We start from the raw sequence: 20,876 nt of genomic DNA, 5'->3' as shown, positions 1-20,876 counted from the left end.
CTCGGCACCTGAGAGTCTTGCAGCTACAAGCCGACATCAGCCCTGAGGGCGGTCGAGTGAATGAGATCCGATTGCGCGGATCCGGGGGAAATGATGGCACGCGTGAGGCAAATCTCCGCAGCAGAGGGCGATATGGCACTGGCACATGATCGGCGCGCATCCTTTGCGCTGCCGGGTCTTTTGCTGGCAGGCGGCGCCTTGCTATGCGCATCCCTGACCCTCCCGATCCTTCTGGGCCTGACGCGCATCGAGCCGACGTCTCGGGTTCTCGTCGCCTCGGCGGTCGTCAACTCGCTGTTCATCGTCGGATTGATGTTTCTGATCGGTCGGGAGGTCCTGCGTCTCTTCAAGGCCCGCCATCGCGGACGGGCTGCTGCGCGCCTGCATGTGCGGATCGTGACATTGTTCTCGGTCATTGCGATCACGCCTGCGATCCTTGTCGCAATCTTCGCCTCGATCACGCTGAATGTCGGCCTGGATCGCTGGTTCTCGATCCGGACCCAGTCGATCGTTTCCTCGTCGATGAATGTCGCTCAGGCCTATATGCTGGAAAATGCCAGCTATCTGCAGGGCCAGACGATCTCCATGGCGAACGATCTGGAGCGCAACCGCGCACTTTTCTATCTGGACCGCACTGGCTTCGTCGAACTCATGACCCGCCAGGCGCGGGGGCGCGGCATGCTCGGCGCCTTCCTCGTACGCGAGGACGGTTCTGCCATCACTCAGGCCGACATCGACACGGAAAAGCCCCTGCCGGCGATCCCGCGCGATGCACTGGTCAGCGCGGCCGGCGGTCAGCCGACACTGATCCCCCCTGGCATCACCAATCTCGTGGGCGCGATCATCAAACTCGATAGCCTCTCGGGAACCTTCCTCTATACGATCCGCGCCGTCGATCCGAAGGTCATGCAGGCCATGCGCCTGATGGAAGAAAACACGGCCGAATACCAGGCCATGGAGGACGGTCGCACGACGCTGCAGATCGCCTTTGCCATTCTCTACCTGGGCTTCGCGCTGATCGTTCTGCTGGCAGCCATCTGGACCGCGATTGCAGTCGCAGACCGTATCGTCCGGCCGATCCGGCTGCTCATCGGGGCCGCCGACAGCATTGCGTCGGGTAATCTCAATGTGCTTGTGCCGGTCCGCGCCGCCGATGGCGATGTCGGCAGTCTGTCGCGCACATTCAACAAGATGGTGTCTCAGATCCGTTCGCAGCGTGACGAGATTCTGGAGGCCAAGGACGAGGTCGATGACCGCCGCCGCTTCATCGAAGCCGTGCTCTCCGGCGTCACGGCTGCCGTCATTGGCGTCGAGGATGATGGCATCATCACCATCGTCAATCCGTCGGCCGAGTATTTCCTGGCGCTACCTTCAGACCAGCTGATGGGCCAGAAGCTGGCGCTGGTCGCCCCGGAGGTTGATCGTGTTCTGGCCGAAGCGGCCGTTCGGCATCGCGGTGAGTACCGCGAGCAGATCAACATGATCCGTGGCGGCAAGGAACGCACCCTGAATGTGCAGGTCACGCGGGAGGAGACGCGCGGTTCGGTCGATTCCTACGTCATCACGCTAGACGACATCACCGACCTCGTCGTCGCCCAGCGGTCCACCGCCTGGGCGGATGTCGCCCGTCGCATCGCCCACGAGATCAAGAACCCACTCACTCCTATCCAGCTCTCGGCGGAGCGGCTGAAGCGCCGCTACGGCAAGCAGATTGCCGAAGACGACAAGGCGGTCTTCAATCAATGCACTGACACGATCGTTCGTCAGGTCGAGGACATCGGTCGCATGGTCGACGAGTTCTCCGCCTTCGCCCGCATGCCGAAGCCGACGAAACAGCGCTCGGATCTGCGCGAGATCCTGACGGACGCCGTTTTCCTGCGTGAGATCGGCAGTGCCGAGGTGGAGTTTCAGCGCGAGTTCGGCGACGACCCGCTCGAAGGCAGCTTCGATGCGCGCATGCTCGCCCAGGCAGTCGGCAACATCGTCAAGAATGCCGTCGAATCGATCGAGGCGGTGCCGACCGAGGAACTGGGCGGCAAGGGCAAGATCCTGATCCGCTCGTCTTTCGACCGCGAGCAGGACCGTTTCATCGTGGACGTGATCGACAATGGTCGCGGCCTGCCGACCGAGAACCGTCACCGGATTCTCGAACCCTACATGACCATGCGCGAGAAGGGGACCGGCCTCGGTCTCGCCATCGTCAAGAAGATCATTGAAGAACATGGCGGACAGCTGGAGCTCCATGATGCGCCGGCCGATTTCGACCGGGGCAGGGGCGCGATGATCCGTATCATCCTGCCGCGCGCCGAAGCGTCCGCCATCGAGACTGAAAGCGATAAGGAAATGGTCCATGGCCTCTGATATTCTGGTAGTCGACGACGAAGAGGACATTCGCGAGATCGTCTCCGGCATTCTGAGCGACGAGGGGCATGAGACCCGTACCGCCCATGATGCCGACAGCGCGCTCGCGACCATGTCGGATCGGGTCCCGCGCCTGGTCTTCCTCGACATCTGGATGCAGGGCAGCCGCCTGGACGGTCTAGCGTTGCTTGACGAAATTAAGATCCGCCACCCCGATTTGCCCGTCGTGATGATCTCCGGTCACGGCAATATCGAAACGGCCGTCTCGGCGATCAAGCGCGGCGCCTTCGACTTCATCGAGAAGCCCTTCAAGGCGGATCGCCTGATCCTGATTGCCGAGCGGGCGCTGGAAAACTCCAAGCTGAAGCGCGAGGTATCCGAACTTAAGCGGCGCACGGGTGACGCGATCGAACTGATCGGCACATCGGTCGCCGTCTCGCAGCTGCGCCAGACGATCGAAAAGGTGGCACCGACCAACAGTCGCATCATGATCTTCGGCCCCTCTGGTTCCGGCAAGGAGCTGGTCGCACGCATGATCCACAAGCGTTCGACCCGTTCGGGAGGGCCTTTCGTGTCGCTAAATGCGGCAGCGATCACGCCCGACCGCATGGAAATGGCGCTCTTCGGGACGGAGGGCACACCCGGCCAGCCCCGGCGCATCGGGGCGCTGGAAGAAGCGCATCGCGGCATCCTCTATCTCGACGAGATCGGTGAAATGCCGCGCGAGACGCAGAACAAGATCCTGCGCGTGCTCGTCGAGCAGCAGTTCGAGCGCATCGGCGGCTCGAAACGGGTCAAGGTCGACGTCCGCATCATCTCGTCCAGCGCCTATAATCTGGAAGGCCTGATCGCCGAAGGGCGTTTCCGTGAGGACCTTTTCCACCGCCTTGCCGTCGTGCCGGTCAAGGTGCCGGCGCTCGCCGAGCGGCGTGAGGACATCCCCTTCCTGGTCGACATGTTCATGCGCCAGATTTCCGAGCAGGCCGGCATTCGCCAGCGCAAGATCGGCGACGACGCCATGGCCGTGCTTCAGGCCAACGACTGGCCCGGCAATATCCGCCAACTGCGCAACAACATGGAACGGCTGATGATCCTTGCACAGGGCGACAGCCCGGATGCACCGATCACCGCCGAGATGTTGCCGCAGGATCTCTCCGACATGCTGCCCAAGGTCTCGGCGCGAAACGACACACACATCATGACACTGCCGCTGCGCGAAGCGCGCGAGATGTTCGAGCGAGACTATCTGATTGCCCAGATCAACCGCTTCGGTGGCAACATTTCGCGCACGGCGGAATTCGTTGGCATGGAACGCTCCGCCCTCCATCGCAAACTGAAATCGCTTGGCGTATAAGCGGGCGAAGCATAACCGGTAGACAACCGACCTGGGGCGGGAAGCATTCCATGAAAGTCATCATCTGCGGCGCGGGCCAGGTCGGTTACGGCATTGCCGAGCGTCTCTCCCAGGAAGGCAACGATGTCTCCGTGATCGACACGTCCGCATCGCTCGTTTCGCACATCACCGAGACGCTCGATGTCAGTGGTTATGTCGGCCACGGCGCTCATCCGGATGTGCTGGCGCGCGCCGGCGCTGATCAGGCCGAAATGCTGATCGCCGTCACCCTCTATGACGAAATCAACATGACCGCCTGCCAGGTCGCCCATTCGCTCTTCAACGTGCCGACCAAAATTGCGCGTATTCGCTCGCAGAACTACCTGCTGCCGGAGTATTCCGACCTCTTCAGCCGTGACAATCTGCCGATCGATGTCGCCATTTCGCCGGAGATCGAAGTCGGCAAGATGGTGCTGCGGCGCATCTCGTTTCCGGGTGCCACGGACATCGTCCGTTTCGCCGACGATCACATCGCCATGCTCGCCATCGAATGCATGGAGGACTGCCCGGTCGTCGATACGCCGCTCAATCAGTTGAGCGAGCTTTTTCCGGACCTGATGGCGACGGTCTGCGCGATCTGGCGCAATGGCCGCCTGAATGTGGCCCGCTCGCAGGATCACCTTCTGGTCGGCGACCTCGCCTATGTCATCTGCCAGCGCGACCATGCCCGACGCACGCTCGGCCTCTTCGGTCATGAGGAGCAGGAAGCCGCCCGTATCGTCATCGCCGGCGGTGGCAATATCGGCTACTACGTCGCCCGCGCCATCGAGCAGATGCAGCCCAAGACGCGCCTCAAGATCATCGAGAACGATCGCGAGCGCGCGCTTGCTGTCTCCGATCAGTTGAAGGACGGGATCGTCCTGCATGGATCGGCGCTCGACCAGAACATCCTGCAGCAGGCCGATATTCACGATGCCGACCTGATGGTGACGCTCACTAACAACGACCAGACGAACATTCTGAGCGCCGCCATGGCCAAGCGCCTCGGTTGCAAGTCCGGCATGGCGCTGATCAATAACCCGTCCTTCCACGACCTCGCGACATCGATCGGCATCGACGCGCATATCAACCCACGGGCCGTCACCATCTCCCGCGTGCTGCAACATGTCCGCAAGGGCCGTATACGCGCCGTCTATGCGGTCCAGAAGGGCAAGGCGGAAGTGATCGAGGCAGAGGCACTCGAAACATCACCGCTCGTCGGCAAGCCCTTCCGGGAGTTGGAGCTGCCGCCCGGCCTGCGCATCGGCGCGATCCTGCGCGACAAGACGGTCATAAGGCCCGATGGTGAAACCAGGATCAAGGCGAAGGACCGTGTGGTCCTCTTCGCTGCCGCCGAAGCTGTTCGCCATGTCGAACAGCTATTCCGTGTGTCGATCCAGTACTTCTGAAAGTTCACGAACCCATGCCCCGCATAGCCTACGTCAACGGTCGCTATCTGCCCCATTCCGAAGCCGCGGTGCATATCGAGGACCGGGGCTATCAATTCGCCGATGGTGTCTACGAAGTCTGCGAGATCCGCCACGGCGTGATCGTGGATCTGACCCGTCACCTCGATCGGCTCGACCGTTCGCTCTCCGAGCTTTCGATCAGGCGCCCGATGAGCCGTCCGGCGCTCGCCCAGGTGATCCGCGAGGTTTCCCGCCGCAATCGGGTGAAGAACGGCCTCTTCTACCTCCAGGTCACGCGCGGCGTCGCGCGCCGTGATCATGTCTTCCCCTCGGCCGAGACGCCGCCGAGCCTTGTGATTACCGCCAAGATCACCGATCCGGCGGTCATCGCGAAGAAGAACGAGACTGGCTTGAAGGCGATCACGATCCCGGACAACCGCTGGGATCGCGTCGATATCAAGACGGTCGGCCTCCTGCCGAACGCCATGGCCCGCCAGGCGGCGAAGGAGAAGGGTGCCCAGGAAGCGATCTACGTCGACGCTCGGGGCATGGTTACCGAAGGTGCCGCGACCAATGTCTGGATCGTCGACAAGGATGGCGTGCTGGTCACGCGACCTGCCGAACACGGCATCCTGCGCGGAATTACGCGCACAGGACTGATGGATGTGACGGCAAAATTCGGGATCAGGGTACAGGAGCGGGAATTCTCGCGTGATGAAATGTTGTCGGCCCGGGAAGTCTTCATCACGGCGGCGACCAGCATCTGTTTCCCGATTGTCGAGATCGACGGCCAGCCGATCGGAAACGGCCATCCGGGTGCCATGGCCGAGCGCATCCGTACGTCTTTTTTCGACGTTGCGGAAAAGACGGTGATTTGATACCACGTTTTTTCGGCGGAGGGGCGAGGGGCCAATTCCCCAAGCTTGCCAACTGTCAAACAATAATCACACCGGTCGACAAAAGACCGGCAAGAAAGAAAGAAGCGGCGCCATGGCGGAACGTTCTCAGAACCTGCAGGATCTTTTTCTCAATACCGTTCGCAAGCAGAAGATTTCCCTGACGATCTTCCTTATCAACGGCGTGAAGCTGACCGGTGTTGTGACATCCTTCGACAATTTCTGTGTTCTCCTGCGTCGCGACGGCCATTCCCAGCTGGTCTATAAGCACGCCATCTCGACCATCATGCCCGGCCAGCCGATGACGATGTTCGAGAACGACGACGCCGCTTCCGGACAGGACTGACATCATCACCAGCCGCGACACAAAAAACGATTCGATCATCCCGGAGGACGAAAAGCACCGAGATGACATGCGGGCGCTCGTGCTCGTGCCAGTCTTGAAGCAGGGAAGGGCCCAGCCTCTACCCGAAGGCGCGCCGCCTGCGCCGAGTCGCTCGAACGAAGCGCGTCTCGAAGAGGCGATAGGTCTTGCCCGCGCCATCGACCTGACGATCGTCCAGGGCCTCATCGTCGCGGTCAACCAGCCGCGCCCGGCGACACTGCTCGGCACAGGCAAGATTGCTGAAGTGACGGCACTGCTCGACGAGCACGATGCGGGCCTCGTCATCGTCGATCACCCGCTGACACCTGTCCAGCAGCGTAATCTCGAAAAGGCCTGGAACGCGAAGGTCATCGACCGCACGGGCCTCATTCTCGAAATCTTTGGCCGCCGTGCCTCCACCAAGGAAGGCACGCTGCAGGTCGAGCTCGCCCACCTCAACTACCAGAAGGGCCGTCTCGTGCGCTCCTGGACCCACCTTGAACGCCAGCGCGGTGGTGCGGGCTTCATGGGCGGTCCGGGTGAAACTCAGATCGAAGCCGACCGCCGTCAGTTGCAGGACAAGATCATCAAACTCGAGCGCGAGCTCGAACAGGTCGTCCGCACCCGCCAGCTGCACCGCGCCAAGCGCCGCAAGGTCCCCCATCCGATCGTGGCTCTGGTCGGCTATACCAATGCCGGCAAGTCGACGCTGTTCAACCGCATCACCGGGGCCGGTGTGCTGGCCGAAGACATGCTGTTCGCGACCCTCGACCCGACGCTGCGCCGGATGAAGCTGCCGCATGGCCGAACCGTGATCATGTCGGACACCGTCGGCTTTATTTCCGACCTTCCCACCCACCTCGTTGCCGCATTCCGCGCGACATTGGAAGAGGTGCTGGAAGCCGATCTCGTGCTGCATGTCCGCGACATGTCGGACCCCGACAATGGTGCCCAGTCAGCTGACGTCCGGCGCATTCTCGATGACCTCGGAATCGACGAGAAGGAACGCTCGGAGCGAATTATCGAAGTGTGGAACAAGATCGACCGGCTCGATCCTGAAAATCACGATGGCATCCTGCAGAAGGCCGCAGGCCGCGAGAATGTCATGCCCGTATCGGCCATCAGCGGCGAAGGCGTCGACACGCTGCTCGACGTCATCTCACAGCGCCTCTCCGGCGTCCTGACGGAAGCGACCATCACGGTCCCGGCCGACAAACAGGCGGTCGTGTCCTGGCTCTACGCCAATGCCGTCGTGCAGGGGCGCGAGGATCACGACGACGGCAGCGTCAGTCTCGACGTCCGGCTGACCGATCGTCAGGCCGACGAACTGGAGCGCAAGCTCGGTGCGAAGAAACCCGCCGACAAGGAAGACTGGGAGCGCTGAGCGACCCGGCGGCGCACCTCTGGCGGACAGATCTCAGATCGCCGAGAGGCGGATCCTGCCGACCGGATCCATCAGGTCGCCGGTCACGATCGTCGAGATGATTTCACGCATCAGCGGCAGTTTCGACACTGGTCCGATCAACACGTCCCGCATGAGCGGCAGGATGCGGCTGTCCGACTGGTAGAAGGGTGTGAGGATCAGACTCAGCGCCTGATACAGTCGCACATGGGATTGTCTCTGCTGCAGGTGCAATGCCACAGCACTGTCCAGTGTCGCAGCCCGCGTCAGTGCGCTGACGAGTGACGCTGCATCGAGCAGTGCCATGTTCGCACCTTGGCCGAGCTGTGGGCTGGTCGCATGCCAGGCATCGCCGATGCGCAGCACGCCGCGACCGGCAATCGGATTGCGGGTGTGATGGCGATAGCGCGCGTGAACGGGTTCGGCCATCGCGGCCAGCGGCGCGGCCTGCGGCCAGAGTGCTGCGACTTCGTCGAGCCATGCCTCCCGACCGGCGGCTTTCCATTGCTTGATATCGCGGTTGCGAAGGCTCCAGAAGAAGGTCGCCATCGGATCTGCGCCGTCGCGTGCCGTGCCGACCGGCAAGACGCCGGCCATACGGCTTGCCTTGTCGTAACGCTGTTCGAGCATCGATGTCTGAAACGGGCCGTCCTTGGGCCATGGGACCGTTGCCCAGAGTGCGCCATAGTCCAGTTCAGTATCCTCAGATCGTTGGATCGGCGAATTTGCCCCCATCGCATCCACGACCAGATCGGCCGCAGCGGAAACCCGTCCACCCTTGAAAACAAGCGAGGCCCTTGTGCCCTCTCGGATGTCTTGCGCCTGCGCCGCAACTTCGACTGTCACGCCGGCGCGGATCGCCGCATCGAAAAGCACGTCGAAGAGCGCCACGCGCTGGATCGCGATGCCGGACTGACCCTTGCGGTATGAGACATCAAGGACAGTGCGACTCACTCCGGCCTGCTTGTCGCCCAAGCGCCCATGCATGCGCATGATTTGCGCGCCGCGCGCGCTAACCTTGTCCAGCAGGCCCATCTTTGCCAACACGGCGGCACCCGTCGGCTGCAGGACGAAACCCGAGCCGACCGGTCGGGGTGCATCCATCTGGTCATATACCACGACGCGGCATCCGGCTCGTGCCAGCAAGGTTGCAAGAGCGAGGCCCCCTATGCCGGCGCCGGCAATGGCGACGTCCAAGTTGACAAGCTTCATCGAATGCTCATACCGGATGTCGCTCGGTCAGCTTTGCGGCCTGCCAAAGCTGTTCCATTCTGTCCAGCGACGCGGCTGCCAGACCTTCACCTGCCGCTTCAAGTTCTGTTTCTATGTAGTTGAAACGGTTTCGGAACTTCGTATTCGTGCCGCGCAATGCCTGCTCTGGTTCCGCTCCTACATGCCGACCGATATTGACGAGCGCGAAGATCAGGTCGCCCAACTCGTCCTTGACCTTCTCCGGTCTGTTCTCGGCCAGAGCCTCGCGCAATTCGCCGATCTCTTCTTCAATCTTGTCGAGAATAGGGGCAGCCTCCGACCAATCGAAGCCGACCTTCGCGGCACGCTCCTGCAGTTTCAGCGCTTCGGTCAGCGCGGGAAAAGAGCGCTGCACCGAGCCAAGATAACCGGTGTCAGGGTCGGAGGCCGAGCCACGTGCTTTCCGCCGTGCGAGCCGCTCGGCCTTCTCTTCCTGCTTGATCTTGTCCCACTGCGCCTTCACAGCTTCAGGGGTGTCGGCATCCGAGCGGGCAAAGACATGCGGATGACGGCGGATCATCTTTCGGGTAATCGCCTCCACCACGTCGCCGAAGGAGAAGAGGCCTTCCTCCTCCGCAATCCGCGCATGAAAGACCACCTGCAGCAGGAGATCGCCCAGCTCCTCGCAGAGATCGTCCGGATCCTTGCGCTCGATCGCATCCGCGACCTCATAGGCCTCCTCGATCGTGTAGGGCTTGATCGTTTCGAAGCTTTGCACGATGTCCCAGGGGCAGCCGGTCTCGGGCTGGCGCAGCGCCGCCATGATCTCGAGCAGGCGGTTGATGTCTTCAGAGGCTTCCATGATGGTCCTGTAATCGTCGCTCAGTTGAGCGGAATGTCGTTGTCGCCCTTGGACGACTGGTAGCTCTCCGACAGCCGGTCATATTCCGCCTTGATCCGGCTCACCTGTTCGAAGAGGTCAGGCCGATCGGCGTCGCTAGCGGAGGCCACCATCTCGATCATCGCATGGCTCAGCCAGAAAGCGTTCTGCCGCCGATAGCCGCCGGGCTCCAGCCCGAACACTTCCTTGAGGATCTTGAGATCATGGGGAATGGCGAAAGCGTCGCGGCTGTCCTCATGGCTGAAGAAATAATAGAAATTGTCGAAGCCCGCCCAGGTGATCGCCGACATGCACATGGTGCAGGGTTCATGCGTCGAGAGAAAGATCAGGTCCTTGGTATCAGGTCGCTCGCCCTGCTCGTAGAAGCGCTTCAGCGTATGGACCTCGCCATGCCACAGCGGATTTTCGAGCTCGTTGTTCGTTTCCGCGAGAACCAGCGACAGATCCGACTTTCTGAGGATTGCCGCACCGAACACCTTGTTGCCGAGGCTCACCCCGCGCACCGTCAGAGGCAGGATGTCGTGTTCGATCACGTCGAGCAGTCGACGGGTGAGTTCGGGCGTGGTCACGTGTTGGTGCTCCGATGTTATCCGCAGCGATCCTAGCCCTTGCGCAACCGCCACCGAAAGGGAAATGATGGACTGTCTCCAACTTTCTGCGGTCCGCGTGGGAGCGGGCAGCTGCTTGGGTTCCGGTGACTTTTGCTCGCAACGGCGAAGTGACTAGGACAGAAATACGTAAGGCATCGGGCGAAGGAATTTCTGTTTCTTCAATTCTTGAGCGTGAGACGCGATAGTGCGGTCCTCTGGCATCGGATGATTCATGGCACAGCAGGACAAACAGCTTTCGGTCTTTCCGGCTTTCTTCAAGGTCGAGAATGAGGTCATCGCCGTTTTCGGAAACGGCGACGAGGCCTATGCGAAAGTGCGCCTGCTGAAGAACACCGAGGCCCGCGTCATCGCCTATGCCGAGGCGCCGGAAGCCGATTACGCGGCTTTCCTTTCTGCTCATGGCATCGAGCAAATCGCCAAGCCGTTCGAGCCTTCGCAGGTCGAAGGCGCGCGGCTGGTTTTTGCAGCGACGGGCGAGGGTGCCCTCGACCGCGAGATCGTCTCGGCAGCCCGCGCCGCCCGTATTCCCGCCAATGCCGTCGATCAGCCCGACTGGTGCGATTTCTACACGCCCGCCCTGGTCAACCGCGCCCCGATCGCCGTTGCCATCGGTACTGAAGGCGTCGGCCCGGTGCTCGCCCAGATGATTCGTGCCGACATCGACCGCCTCCTGCCGCGCTCGCTCGGCAAGCTCGGTCGTCTCGCCAATTCCTATCGCCGTGCCGTCGATCGTCTCGTGCCGCGCGGTGCCCCACGTCGCCTTTTCTGGCGCGACTTTTTCAAGGGCAAGGTGGCCGATCACATCGCGTCCGACGAGGTCAGCCTGGCCCGCCGGGAGGCAACCCGTCTCCTCAAGGGCGTCGCTGCCGACCGCGTCGAAGGTCGCATCTTCCTCGTGGGAGCCGGCCCCGGCGCCGAGGATTTGCTCACCCTGCGTGCCCACCGCCTGATGATGGAATGCGACGTGATCGTCTACGACGCGCTCGTGCCGCGCGAAGTCGTTGATATGGGCCGCCGTGACGCCGAGCGCATCCCGGTCGGCAAACGCAAGGGCTGCCACTCGAAGTCGCAAAGCGAGATCAACGCGCTTCTGGTGGAGCTCGGCCACGCCGGCAAACGCGTCGTGCGCCTGAAGTCTGGCGACCCGCTGATCTTCGGTCGCGCCGGCGAGGAAATGGCGGCACTCCGTAATGCCGGTATCGCTTACGAAATTGTCCCCGGCGTCACCTCCGCACTCGCCGCCGCCGCAGATTTTGAACTGCCCCTGACGCTCCGCGGCGTTTCCTCGTCGCTGGTCTTCACGACGGGTCACGATCTTCAGGGTAATGTCCTGCCGGATTGGGCACGCTTGGCTCTCTCAGGTGCCACCGTTGCCGTCTACATGGGCCGCACGGTCGCGGCCTCCGTCGCCGAACGGCTGATGGCTGGCGGTCTGGCCGAAGACACAACGGTTGCCGTCGTCGAGAATGCCGGCCGCCGAGACAGCCGGCTGCTGCATGGCACGCTCAAGGAATTGCCAGGCCTGGAGGCTCGCACCGAGCTATCAGGCCCGGTCATGGTCATCATCGGCGACGCTGTCGCCGGCGCCGATTTCAGCCGCTCCGAACCCCTTGGTGCGCGCGTGACGGCTGAATTGGAAATTGCGAGGAACTGACATGGCAGACAAAGTCTTGACCGCAAACCGCCTGACTGACGGCATCGCCGTCTGGCTCGACGCCAGTGGCCAGTGGACCGAGCGTCTGCAGGAAGCCTTCGTCGCCCGCCATGCCGAGGCCGTCGAAGCCCTCGAAGCCGCCGGCAAGCAGGCCTTCGCCAGCAACCTCGTCGTCGATGTCAACGTCATCGAGATCGAGGAAAAGGACGGCAAGCTGCGCCCCTTGCGCCTGCGGGAACGTATCCGGGCGGAAGGCCCAACCATTGCTTATGCCGAGGGTCACGGTTATGCCGACCCGGCATTCATCGCGGCTTGAGGCCTGAGGTAAGACATGTATCGTTATGACGAATTCGACCACGCCTTCGTATCGGCGCGCGTAGAACAGTTCCGCGACCAGGTGGACCGCCGCCTGTCGGGCGAACTCGCCGAAGACGCGTTCAAGCCGTTGCGCCTGATGAACGGCGTCTATCTCCAGCTTCACGCCTACATGCTGCGCGTCGCCATTCCCTACGGGACACTGAATTCGAAGCAGATGCGCATGCTTGCCGAGGTCGCCCGCAAGTATGACCGCGGCTATGGTCATTTCACCACCCGCCAGAACATCCAGTACAACTGGCCGAAGCTTTCGGATACGCCTGATATCCTCACGGATCTCGCAAGCGTCGAGATGCACGCCATCCAGACCTCGGGCAACTGCATCCGCAACGTCACCGCCGACCATTTTGCCGGTGCGGCAGCCGACGAAGTCGCAGATCCGCGCCCCTATGCCGAAATCCTGCGCCAGTGGTCCTCGCTGCATCCGGAATTCTCCTTCCTGCCGCGCAAGTTCAAGATCGCCGTGACAGGCGCCGAGAAGGACCGCGCCGCGATCCAGGTGCATGACATCGGCCTGCATCTGAAGAAGAACGAAGCCGGCGAACTCGGCTTTGCCGTCTATGTCGGCGGTGGCCAGGGCCGCACACCGCTGATCGCCAAGAAGATCAACGATTTCCTGCCGGAAGCCGATCTTCTGACCTACATCACCGCGATCGTGCGCGTGTACAATCTGCACGGCCGCCGCGACAACAAATACAAGGCCCGCATCAAGATCCTCGTTCACGAGACCGGCGTCGAGGAACTGACCCGCCAGGTCGAGGCCGAATTCGCTGAGATCCGCGACAGCGAGCTGAAGCTGCCGGAAGGCGATATCCGGGCCATCGAGACCTATTTCGCGCCACCGGCGCTCACGGCTCAGCCCGATGGCTGGGAAGCCCTCGCACGCGCCCAGAAGGCGGATCCCGCCTTTGCGTCCTGGGTCCAGCAGAACGTAAAGCCGCATCGTCATCCTGATTACGGCATGGTGACGATCTCGCTGAAGCCTATCGGCGGCACGCCGGGTGATGCAACCGACGCCCAGATGGACCTCGTCGCCGACCTCGCCGAGCGTTACGCCTTCGATGAGATTCGTGTCAGCCATGAGCAGAACCTGATCCTGCCGCATGTCGCCAGGGGCGATCTCTACCCGCTTTACCAGGCGCTGGAAAAGGCGGGGCTTGGCACCGCCAATTCGAACCTCATCACGGACATGATCGTCTGTCCCGGACTGGATTACTGCGCGCTCGCCAACGCCCGCTCAATCCCGGTCGCCCAGGCGATCTCCGAGCGTTTCGGCTCGCTGGAGCGCCAACAGGAGATCGGCGAGCTGAAGATCAAGATCTCCGGCTGCATTAATGCCTGCGGCCACCACCATGTCGGACATATCGGCCTGCTGGGTGTCGAAAAGAAGGGGGCCGAACTCTACCAGATCACGCTTGGCGGTTCCGGTGACGAGAACTCCTCGATCGGCGAAATCATCGGTCGCGGCTTCGAGCCGGAAAAGGTGACGGACGCAGTCGAGACGATCGTCGATACCTATCTCGGCCTGCGCCTCGATCCGAAGGAAACCTTCCTCGAAGCCTATCGCCGCGTCGGCCCGAAGCCGTTCAAGGACGCGCTCTACGGCAACGCCGCCGTTGAAGCTGCCTGAGACAGGACAAGACATGACCAAGATTTGGAAAGAAGCCGGTTTCGTCGAGGGCGATAGCTGGGTGACCGAGACGGAAGAGCGCAAGGCGGGCGAGGGCGAAAAAGCCCTGCTGCCGCTGGACGCTTTCCTCGAAGCCGTCGGTGATACCAACGACGTCGGTCTCGGCGTGTTTGTGGCACCAGCCGACGACGTGAAGAAACTCGAGCCGCATCTCGACCGCATCGCCCTGATCGCCGTGGCCTTCCCGGCGTTCAATGACGGACGTGGCTTCAGCCATGCAACGCTGCTCCGCGAACGCCTAGGTTACACCGGCGAGCTTCGCGCCGTCGGTGACGTGCTGATCGACCAGGTGCCGCTGATGCTGCGCACCGGTTTTGACAGCTTCGCAGTCACCAACCCGGTCGCCCAGCGCAGGCTCGCCGAAAACTGTCTCACGGGCGTTGCCCAGCGCTACCAGCCGACGGCTCGGGCTTCCGAAGCGGTCGGCGGTTTCAGCTGGCGTCGCCTTGGCTCCAGAGGCGCCTGAGACATATATAAATCGCTATATGACGGCGGCGAATTGACCTCGGTCAAGGTCGCCGTCTTCGCTTTAACGGATATCTCGGCTGCGAAATCTGCATGCCGGCTGAATTGTGGAATGGGACGGTCTGGATTATAGGCTCATCCCAATCGACCGAAGGATAGGACCGACAGCCTATGAATGCTCCTGTGAAGACCGACAATGCCGAACTGATCGTGCCTGATGGCGTCTATGCGGAGACGGTGCTGAGCGTCACGCATTATACCGACCACCTGTTCCGCTTCCGTATGACCCGCCCCGCCGGCTTCCGCTTTCGCTCCGGCGAGTTTGCGATGATCGGCCTGATGGTCGAGGGCAAGCCGATTTACCGAGCCTATTCGATCGCCAGCCCTTCCTGGGACGAAGAACTCGAATTCTTCTCGATCAAGGTTCCGGACGGTCCGCTCACCCAGCACCTGCAGCGCATCCAGCCGGGTGACAGGGTGCTGATGCGCAAGAAGCCGACTGGCACGCTGGTTCTCGACGCGCTCACCCCCGGCAAGCGCCTCTACATGTTCTCGACCGGCACCGGCATTGCGCCCTTCGCCAGCCTGATCCGCGATCCGGAAACCTATGAGAAGTTCGAGGAAGTCATCCTCACGCACACCTGCCGCGATGTCGCCGAACTCAAATACGGCTTCGATCTCGTCGAGGAGATCAGGAACCACGAGTTCCTCGCCGAAGTCGTCGGCGACAAGCTGAAGCACTATGCGACGGTCACTCGGGAAGACTACCCCTTTCAGGGCCGCATCACGACACTGATCGAGAATGGAAAGATGTTCGCCGATCTCGGCGTGCCGCCACTCGATCCGGCCGTCGATCGCGGCATGATCTGCGGCTCCACCGCCATGCTCAAGGACACCAAGGCGCTGCTCGAACAGGCGGGCCTGACCGAAGGCGCCAACAACAAGCCGGCCGAATTCGTCATCGAACGCGCCTTCGTCGGCTAAGTTTCGATCGTACACGGGAATCAGAAAGGGCGCCGCGCGGCGCCCTTTTTCATTGATGCAGTTCTGTTCGGCTCAGTTGCCGCGACGGCGGGGGCGACGGCTGCTTTCCTGAGCACCGCTCTGGTCGGCCGTCTTGTTGCGCAGCGGCCCGATCCGCTCGACGATCACATCCAGGGTCGGACGTGGGCCAGGCGTGTAGTTGTCAAGCGCCTGCCGCATGGCGGCCAGGTGATCGCAGGACGTGCCACAGCAGCCGCCGATGATCTTGGCGCCGGCATCGCGGGCGAGGCGGGCGTAATCCGCCATCAACGGTGGCGTGCCGGAATAGAAGATCTCGGTTCCGCGGAATTCCGGGATGCCGCAATTTCCCTTGACGATCACGACCGCCTCGGGGTTCGCGCCGGTCATGTCGAGCAGGCTCTGCAGGATGTCGGACGCGCCGACACCGCAATTGGCGCCGACGGCAAGTGGCCCGCCGCCCACATCGGGCGCGACGCCATGAATATCCTTCGGGTGAAGCCCCATCATCGTCTTGCCTGCCGTGTCGAAGGAACCGGTAAAGGTGTAGGGCATGCCGACCTTGACGGCGGCCTCGGCGGCAGCGCGGATTTCATCCGCTGAAGACATGGTCTCGATCCAGGCGACATCCGCGCCACCGGCTTTCAAGCCTTCCATCTGCTCGACAAAAGCGGCGACCGCTTCTTCATAGGACATCGCCCCAAGCGGAATCAGCAATTCTCCGGTCGGACCCACCGAACCGGCCACTATCACCTTGCGCGGCGCCTTGTCGGCGACCGAACGGGCGATCTCGGCGGCCTTCTTGTTCAACTCGTGCACGCGGTCCTGTGCATGGTGAAGCTTCAGGCGGTGGCGGGTGCCGCCAAAGGAATTGGTGAGGATGATGTCGGCACCGGCATCAACGAAATCCTGGTGCAGCTTGACGATTTTCTCCGGCTGCGCCTCGTTCCACAGTTCCGGCGCCTCGCCGGCCTCGAGCCCTTGCGCGAAGAGATTGGTGCCGGTGGCGCCATCGGCGAGCAGCACGCCCTTTTCGGCCAGCAATTCGGAAAGCGGATTGGACGGGGTCGCCATGGTGGTTCCTCTCTTTGTCATGCCAACCATATAAAGAAGCCTTTATATGGTTTCAATCTCCAAAGCGACAACGGCCCCGCGAAGGGCGGGGCCGTCGAGCCGTATCTTCCCAGTGCAGGAGGGAGGTTGCCGCTATTCCGCAGCCAACTGGTTGTCCTCATGGCTCTTCGGTGTGACCATCGCCGAGATGATCTGCTGCAGGTCCGCTCGCCCGATCGGAGTGCCGGCCCCATCCGTCACGATGATGCTCGACTGGTGGGCGTCCGTCATGACCCGTGCCGCAGCCTCGAGAACGGTATCGCCGGGCATGGCAAGGCCTTCAGTGGCACCAGACAGAGGCCCCATGATGGTGTCCAGTCTGATGACGCGCCCGCGGTTCACTTCCTTGACGAAAGCCGAGATATAGTCGTCCGCCGGCTGCAAGACGATTTGCTGACCCGTTCCCTGCTGGATCACTTCGCCATCCCGCAGGACTGCGATACGGTCGCCGAGACGCAGCGCCTCATCGAGGTCATGGGTAATGAAGACGACGGTCTTCTTGAGTTCCTGCTGCAGGTCGAGCAGAACCGTCTGCATGTCGACACGGATGAGCGGGTCGAGCGCTGAATAGGCTTCGTCCATCAACAGGATGTCGGCATCATTGGAGAGCGCACGGGCAAGTCCAACACGCTGCTGCATCCCACCTGACAGCTGGTTCGGATAATGGCTCTCGAAGCCGGAGAGACCCACCCGATCAATCCAGCGGCGACCAATCTCCTCGCTCTTCGAGCGGGGAATGCCCTGGATGTCCAGTCCGTAAATGGTGTTCTCGAGCACCGTGCGGTGCGGGAGCAGCGCGAACTTCTGGAAGACCATCGCGGTCTTGTGGCGACGGAATTCCCGCAATTCCAGTTCCGACATGCGACAGACATCGACGGTGTCATAGAGGACTTCACCGGCAGTCGGCTCGATCAGGCGGTTGATGTGGCGGATCAGCGTCGATTTGCCGGATCCGGACAAACCCATGACGACGGTGATGCCGCCAGCCGGCATCGAGATGTTGATGTCCTTGAGACCCAGCACGTGGCCGTGCTTTTCGTTGAGCTCCGCCTTGGACATACCGGCCTTGACGGCGTCGATATGGGCTGCGCCGTCAGGGCCGAAGATCTTGTAAAGGCTCTTGATTTCAATCCCGTGACTAGCCATGGACGACCTCCGTATGGCGCTGCAGGCGCTTGCCGTAAGCCTGGCTGGCGCGGTCGAAGATGATGGCAATGGCGACGAGCGCAAAGCCGTTTAGGAAGCCGATGGTCAGGAACTGGTTGGAAATGGCCTGAAGCACGTTCTTCCCAAGGCCACCGACGCCGATCATGGAGGCGACCACGACCATGGCGAGCGACATCATGATGGTCTGGTTGATGCCGGCCATGACGGTCGGGAGCGCCAGCGGGATCTGCACATTCATCAGCTTCTGGCGCGGCGAAGAGCCGAAGGCGTCGGCGGCTTCGAGCACTTCCCGGTCGACGAGACGGATGCCGAGATTGGTCAGGCGGATCATCGGCGGTACGGCATAGATGACGACCGCGATCACGCCCGGCACCTTGCCGATTCCGAAGACCATGACGACCGGTATGAGATAGACGAAACTTGGCATTGTCTGCATCACGTCGAGGACCGGATTTACGATCGACTGGGCGCGGTCCGAGCGCGCCATCATGATGCCGATCGGAATGCCGATGACGATCGCGAGCAGCGTCGAAACGGTCACGATCGCCAGCGTGATCATCGTGTCTTCCCACAGACCGACGAACCCGATGAACAACATGCCAATCACCGTGATCACCACGATGCGCAGGTTGCGGCTGGTGAGATAGACGATCGCCACCATGACGGCGAGGAATATGAACCAGGGTGTTGTGACGAACAACGCCTCGAGCCAGTTGAGGAAGAGTTGCAGTGGATGCGTCACGGCATCGATGACGTTGCCATAGGCACGGACGAAACCCTTGAAGCTGTCGTCGATACTTTTGCGCCCGACGCGCATGACGGTGTCGTCAATCTTCGGAAACGTGCAGAGCAGTTCCGGCAGGTAATTGCATAAAGTCGAAGCCATCTCGTTCCCCTTGTCGACCCTCGCCCTTGATGACGCTTGCACGCTGCGATGGGCCTTGTCGGCGATGCCATTTCCCGAGGTGAGAGGCTAATCGAGTTCCGGGAGGGAATTCATGCCGTCTGCGACGTCGGGAGTCGTTTGAATGGCGTGATGCGGCATGCCGCTTCGCAGAAAGCGCGGCGGGCCGAAGCCCGCCGCATGTTTGCATGAGACCGTGCTCAGAGAGCTGCCTTGACCTTGTCGGCAACCTCGGGAGCGACCCAAGTGGTCCACATGTCCGGATAGGTTTCCAGGAAGTGCTTGGCGCCGTCTTCGTTGGTGCCCTGGTTTTCTTCCATCCAAGCGAGGACCTTGCCGACGGTCGCGTTGTCCCATTTGCGGGTCTTCACGTAATCCATGGCAACGCCAGCCTTTTCAGCAAAGCCCTTGGTCACGACCGTATAGACGTCGGAGACCGGATAGGCATTCACCTTCGGTTCAGCGCAATCCGGAACGGCCGTGCAGGCATCCCAGGAGGCCTTGTCGTGTTCAACGCCGAAGGAGAGCTTGACCATCTCATACTTGCCGAGGATCGCGGTCGGAGCCCAGTAGTAGCCGAGCCAGCCCTTCTTGTTTTCGAAGGCATTGGCGATCGAGCCGTCGAGGCCGGCAGCCGAACCGGTATCGATCAGTTCAAAGCCTTTTTCCTTCGCGCCGAGAGCACGATAGAGGTTAGCCGTCGAGACCTGGCAGTTCCAGCCCGAAGGGCAGTTCGTCACGGCAGCCTTGGTTGCATCTTCCGGAGCCGGGAACAGTTCCGGATGCTTCAAGGCATCCTCGACCGTCGTGATGTCCGGATTGGCGTCGGCGATGAACTTTGGAATCCACCAGCCTTCGACACCACCGTCGGAGAGCAGCGGAGCGGCCTGGATCAGGCGGCCTTCGGCGATCGCTTCGTCGAGGGCGGTACGCACGGCATTGACCCAAAATTCGGGCGCCATGTCCGGCTGGCCTTTCTCGTTCATCGAGGCGAAGGTCGGCATGGTGTCACCGGTGACGACGGTCACGGCGCAGCCATAGCCGCTTTCCAGGATGATCTTGTCGACATAGGCGGCGACGCCGGCCGAGGCCCAGTTCATTTCTGCGATGGAGACATCGCCGCATTCGGCAGCCTGGGCGGACCCTGCAACTGCGTAAAGACCCGCGGCGAGAAGTGTGGAAGCGAGGAGCTTCTTCATGGAGTTAAGACCTCCCAGTCTTATCTTGCAGCGTTCATCGGGACGGGCAGAGGCGGCTACTGCGGACCGCTCGGCCAATTTTGTCTTCATTGTGGATGGCGACCGGGACGCGTCGAACCGGTGCGACATCCATCGGACCCGGTCTTGTCATAGAGAGCGTTCTGCCCTGTCGACCGTCTGTCACGCCTAACAGCCTACGTCTTTGGGATCGAAAATCAACCTCTCGGACGGAGGGCATGGTGCAAGGACGCAACCACCAAGTCATTGGTGCGACTGATTTTGCCGCATTTCGGCTGCTGCGCGAGGTCAAGTCGCTCAAGAGACGGGCAGTTGCATTCGGCAGATCGCAGTGGAGGCCATGTAGCCGTTCCGGATGAGACTTCGAATATCCCAGATGCGCCAATACATAGGGCGTGCGTCCGGTTTCGCGGACACAAAAAAATAATCAAAAAATGTTTCTGAAGGGGCGCGCTAACGATGCGGTAACGCTTGTAACGATAGATGGATCGGCCGGCAGGTAACTGTCGGTTGCGCCCCGGATCGAGTATTGCGTCCCGGGGCGTTTGTTTTTTGTGGACAGGGTTTTGGCGCGGGCAATGCCCGGCCGACTTGCGGCCAATTGGCCCTGCGGTCCCGATCAGCCCTTGATCAAGGTGACAGGCATGCGCGGATCGCGCACTTCCCAGCGGGCGACCGGCTTGCTCTGCGGCGCGCGGCCGTTCCAGGCAATGGCAAGACTATTGCGGTTCTGCAGGATGTAGAGCATGGGTGTTTCCTAGATTGCCGCGCCTCTTCGAGCG

Annotated in this window: 19 protein-coding genes; 11 read left to right on the top strand and 8 right to left on the bottom strand. The window is 61.6% G+C overall.

What is annotated here, in order from left to right; translation table 11 throughout:
• The first annotated feature begins 93 nt into the window (after positions 1–93).
• From E9677_RS11215 to hflX, 6 genes are all read left to right on the top strand, one after another.
• Positions 94–2,361, top strand: coding sequence for a sensor histidine kinase NtrY-like (locus tag E9677_RS11215; protein WP_136559036.1), 2,268 nt, complete (start codon positions 94–96; stop codon positions 2,359–2,361).
• Complete coding sequence (gene ntrX / locus E9677_RS11210; RefSeq protein WP_136558207.1) at positions 2,351–3,715, top strand: nitrogen assimilation response regulator NtrX; 1,365 nt, start codon at positions 2,351–2,353, stop codon at positions 3,713–3,715. Before E9677_RS11215 ends, ntrX begins: the two co-directional genes overlap by 11 nt.
• Before the next feature lie 50 nt (positions 3,716–3,765).
• Entirely contained in the window at positions 3,766–5,142 is a 1,377-nt protein-coding gene (gene trkA / locus E9677_RS11205) for a Trk system potassium transporter TrkA (RefSeq protein ID WP_136558206.1), read from the top strand.
• Positions 5,143–5,156: 14 nt separating this feature from the next.
• On the top strand, positions 5,157–6,020 hold the full coding sequence (locus tag E9677_RS11200) for a D-amino-acid transaminase (RefSeq protein ID WP_136558205.1): 864 nt from the start codon (positions 5,157–5,159) through the stop codon (positions 6,018–6,020).
• Between the two features lie 112 nt (positions 6,021–6,132).
• Complete coding sequence (gene hfq / locus E9677_RS11195) at positions 6,133–6,384, top strand: RNA chaperone Hfq (protein ID WP_112245596.1); 252 nt, start codon at positions 6,133–6,135, stop codon at positions 6,382–6,384.
• A gap of 67 nt (positions 6,385–6,451) precedes the next feature.
• Positions 6,452–7,786, top strand: coding sequence for a GTPase HflX (gene hflX, locus E9677_RS11190; RefSeq protein WP_136558204.1), 1,335 nt, complete (start codon positions 6,452–6,454; stop codon positions 7,784–7,786).
• 33 nt (positions 7,787–7,819) lie between these two features.
• Here the strand turns inward: hflX and E9677_RS11185 are convergent, their stop codons facing one another.
• The 3 genes from E9677_RS11185 to E9677_RS11175 are packed head-to-tail and all read right to left on the bottom strand — an operon-like array spanning position 7,820 to position 10,465.
• A complete protein-coding gene (locus E9677_RS11185) occupies positions 7,820–9,016 on the bottom strand; it encodes an FAD-dependent oxidoreductase (RefSeq protein WP_136558203.1) in 1,197 nt (398 codons plus the stop codon).
• 7 nt (positions 9,017–9,023) lie between these two features.
• Entirely contained in the window at positions 9,024–9,857 is an 834-nt protein-coding gene (gene mazG / locus E9677_RS11180) for a nucleoside triphosphate pyrophosphohydrolase (RefSeq protein WP_136558202.1), read from the bottom strand.
• Between the two features lie 20 nt (positions 9,858–9,877).
• Positions 9,878–10,465, bottom strand: coding sequence for a deaminase (locus tag E9677_RS11175; RefSeq protein WP_136558201.1), 588 nt, complete (start codon positions 10,463–10,465; stop codon positions 9,878–9,880).
• A 253-nt stretch (positions 10,466–10,718) separates the two neighbouring features.
• Here E9677_RS11175 and cysG point away from each other — a divergent pair, with 253 nt between their 5' ends.
• From cysG to E9677_RS11150, 5 genes are all read left to right on the top strand, one after another.
• Entirely contained in the window at positions 10,719–12,161 is a 1,443-nt protein-coding gene (cysG, locus tag E9677_RS11170) for a siroheme synthase CysG (RefSeq protein ID WP_136558200.1), read from the top strand.
• A gap of 1 nt (position 12,162) precedes the next feature.
• Positions 12,163–12,477 carry a DUF2849 domain-containing protein gene (locus E9677_RS11165; RefSeq protein ID WP_136558199.1) on the top strand — a complete coding sequence of 105 codons (315 nt, stop codon included), beginning with the start codon at positions 12,163–12,165 and terminating at the stop codon, positions 12,475–12,477.
• Positions 12,478–12,492: 15 nt separating this feature from the next.
• Complete coding sequence (locus E9677_RS11160; protein ID WP_136558198.1) at positions 12,493–14,166, top strand: nitrite/sulfite reductase; 1,674 nt, start codon at positions 12,493–12,495, stop codon at positions 14,164–14,166.
• A 13-nt stretch (positions 14,167–14,179) separates the two neighbouring features.
• Positions 14,180–14,692 carry a DUF934 domain-containing protein gene (locus tag E9677_RS11155; RefSeq protein ID WP_136558197.1) on the top strand — a complete coding sequence of 171 codons (513 nt, stop codon included), beginning with the start codon at positions 14,180–14,182 and terminating at the stop codon, positions 14,690–14,692.
• A gap of 170 nt (positions 14,693–14,862) precedes the next feature.
• Positions 14,863–15,675, top strand: a complete 813-nt coding sequence (locus E9677_RS11150; RefSeq protein WP_136558196.1) for a ferredoxin--NADP reductase — start codon at positions 14,863–14,865, stop codon at positions 15,673–15,675.
• A 72-nt stretch (positions 15,676–15,747) separates the two neighbouring features.
• Here E9677_RS11150 and bmt read toward each other — a convergent pair whose 3' ends face one another.
• The 5 genes from bmt to E9677_RS25735 form a co-directional block, all read right to left on the bottom strand.
• Positions 15,748–16,767, bottom strand: coding sequence for a betaine--homocysteine S-methyltransferase (gene bmt / locus E9677_RS11145; protein ID WP_136558195.1), 1,020 nt, complete (start codon positions 16,765–16,767; stop codon positions 15,748–15,750).
• 132 nt (positions 16,768–16,899) lie between these two features.
• Entirely contained in the window at positions 16,900–17,952 is a 1,053-nt protein-coding gene (locus E9677_RS11140; protein WP_136558194.1) for a quaternary amine ABC transporter ATP-binding protein, read from the bottom strand.
• On the bottom strand, positions 17,945–18,859 hold the full coding sequence (locus E9677_RS11135) for an ABC transporter permease (protein WP_136558193.1): 915 nt from the start codon (positions 18,857–18,859) through the stop codon (positions 17,945–17,947). Before E9677_RS11135 ends, E9677_RS11140 begins: the two co-directional genes overlap by 8 nt.
• Before the next feature lie 218 nt (positions 18,860–19,077).
• On the bottom strand, positions 19,078–20,076 hold the full coding sequence (locus E9677_RS11130; protein WP_136558192.1) for an ABC transporter substrate-binding protein: 999 nt from the start codon (positions 20,074–20,076) through the stop codon (positions 19,078–19,080).
• A 637-nt stretch (positions 20,077–20,713) separates the two neighbouring features.
• Positions 20,714–20,842 (bottom strand): hypothetical protein, encoded by a 129-nt coding sequence (locus E9677_RS25735; protein WP_268960304.1) that lies wholly within the window; start codon positions 20,840–20,842, stop codon positions 20,714–20,716.
• Positions 20,843–20,876 lie beyond the last annotated feature (34 nt).

It is taken from the genome of Peteryoungia rhizophila (assembly GCF_004912145.1).
Classification (GTDB): domain Bacteria; phylum Pseudomonadota; class Alphaproteobacteria; order Rhizobiales; family Rhizobiaceae; genus Allorhizobium; species Allorhizobium rhizophilum.
Note: the sequence above shows the minus strand (reverse complement) of the source record. Positions and strands in the feature narration are given on the sequence as shown.

Excerpts from the sequence above, each read along its gene's own strand:
- E9677_RS11215 (WP_136559036.1), top strand. The coding sequence starts at position 94 with ATGGCACGCGTGAGGCAAATCTCCGCAGCAGAGGGCGATATGGCACTG.
- ntrX (WP_136558207.1), top strand. The coding sequence starts at position 2,351 with ATGGCCTCTGATATTCTGGTAGTCGACGACGAAGAGGACATTCGCGAG.
- trkA (WP_136558206.1), top strand. The coding sequence starts at position 3,766 with ATGAAAGTCATCATCTGCGGCGCGGGCCAGGTCGGTTACGGCATTGCC.
- E9677_RS11200 (WP_136558205.1), top strand. The coding sequence starts at position 5,157 with ATGCCCCGCATAGCCTACGTCAACGGTCGCTATCTGCCCCATTCCGAA.
- hfq (WP_112245596.1), top strand. The coding sequence starts at position 6,133 with ATGGCGGAACGTTCTCAGAACCTGCAGGATCTTTTTCTCAATACCGTT.
- hflX (WP_136558204.1), top strand. The coding sequence starts at position 6,452 with ATGCGGGCGCTCGTGCTCGTGCCAGTCTTGAAGCAGGGAAGGGCCCAG.
- E9677_RS11185 (WP_136558203.1), bottom strand. The coding sequence starts at position 9,016 with ATGAAGCTTGTCAACTTGGACGTCGCCATTGCCGGCGCCGGCATAGGG.
- mazG (WP_136558202.1), bottom strand. The coding sequence starts at position 9,857 with ATGGAAGCCTCTGAAGACATCAACCGCCTGCTCGAGATCATGGCGGCG.
- cysG (WP_136558200.1), top strand. The coding sequence starts at position 10,719 with ATGGCACAGCAGGACAAACAGCTTTCGGTCTTTCCGGCTTTCTTCAAG.
- E9677_RS11165 (WP_136558199.1), top strand. The coding sequence starts at position 12,163 with ATGGCAGACAAAGTCTTGACCGCAAACCGCCTGACTGACGGCATCGCC.
- E9677_RS11160 (WP_136558198.1), top strand. The coding sequence starts at position 12,493 with ATGTATCGTTATGACGAATTCGACCACGCCTTCGTATCGGCGCGCGTA.
- E9677_RS11155 (WP_136558197.1), top strand. The coding sequence starts at position 14,180 with ATGACCAAGATTTGGAAAGAAGCCGGTTTCGTCGAGGGCGATAGCTGG.
- E9677_RS11150 (WP_136558196.1), top strand. The coding sequence starts at position 14,863 with ATGAATGCTCCTGTGAAGACCGACAATGCCGAACTGATCGTGCCTGAT.
- bmt (WP_136558195.1), bottom strand. The coding sequence starts at position 16,767 with ATGGCGACCCCGTCCAATCCGCTTTCCGAATTGCTGGCCGAAAAGGGC.
- E9677_RS11140 (WP_136558194.1), bottom strand. The coding sequence starts at position 17,952 with ATGGCTAGTCACGGGATTGAAATCAAGAGCCTTTACAAGATCTTCGGC.
- E9677_RS11135 (WP_136558193.1), bottom strand. The coding sequence starts at position 18,859 with ATGGCTTCGACTTTATGCAATTACCTGCCGGAACTGCTCTGCACGTTT.
- E9677_RS11130 (WP_136558192.1), bottom strand. The coding sequence starts at position 20,076 with ATGAAGAAGCTCCTCGCTTCCACACTTCTCGCCGCGGGTCTTTACGCA.
- E9677_RS25735 (WP_268960304.1), bottom strand. The coding sequence starts at position 20,842 with ATGCTCTACATCCTGCAGAACCGCAATAGTCTTGCCATTGCCTGGAAC.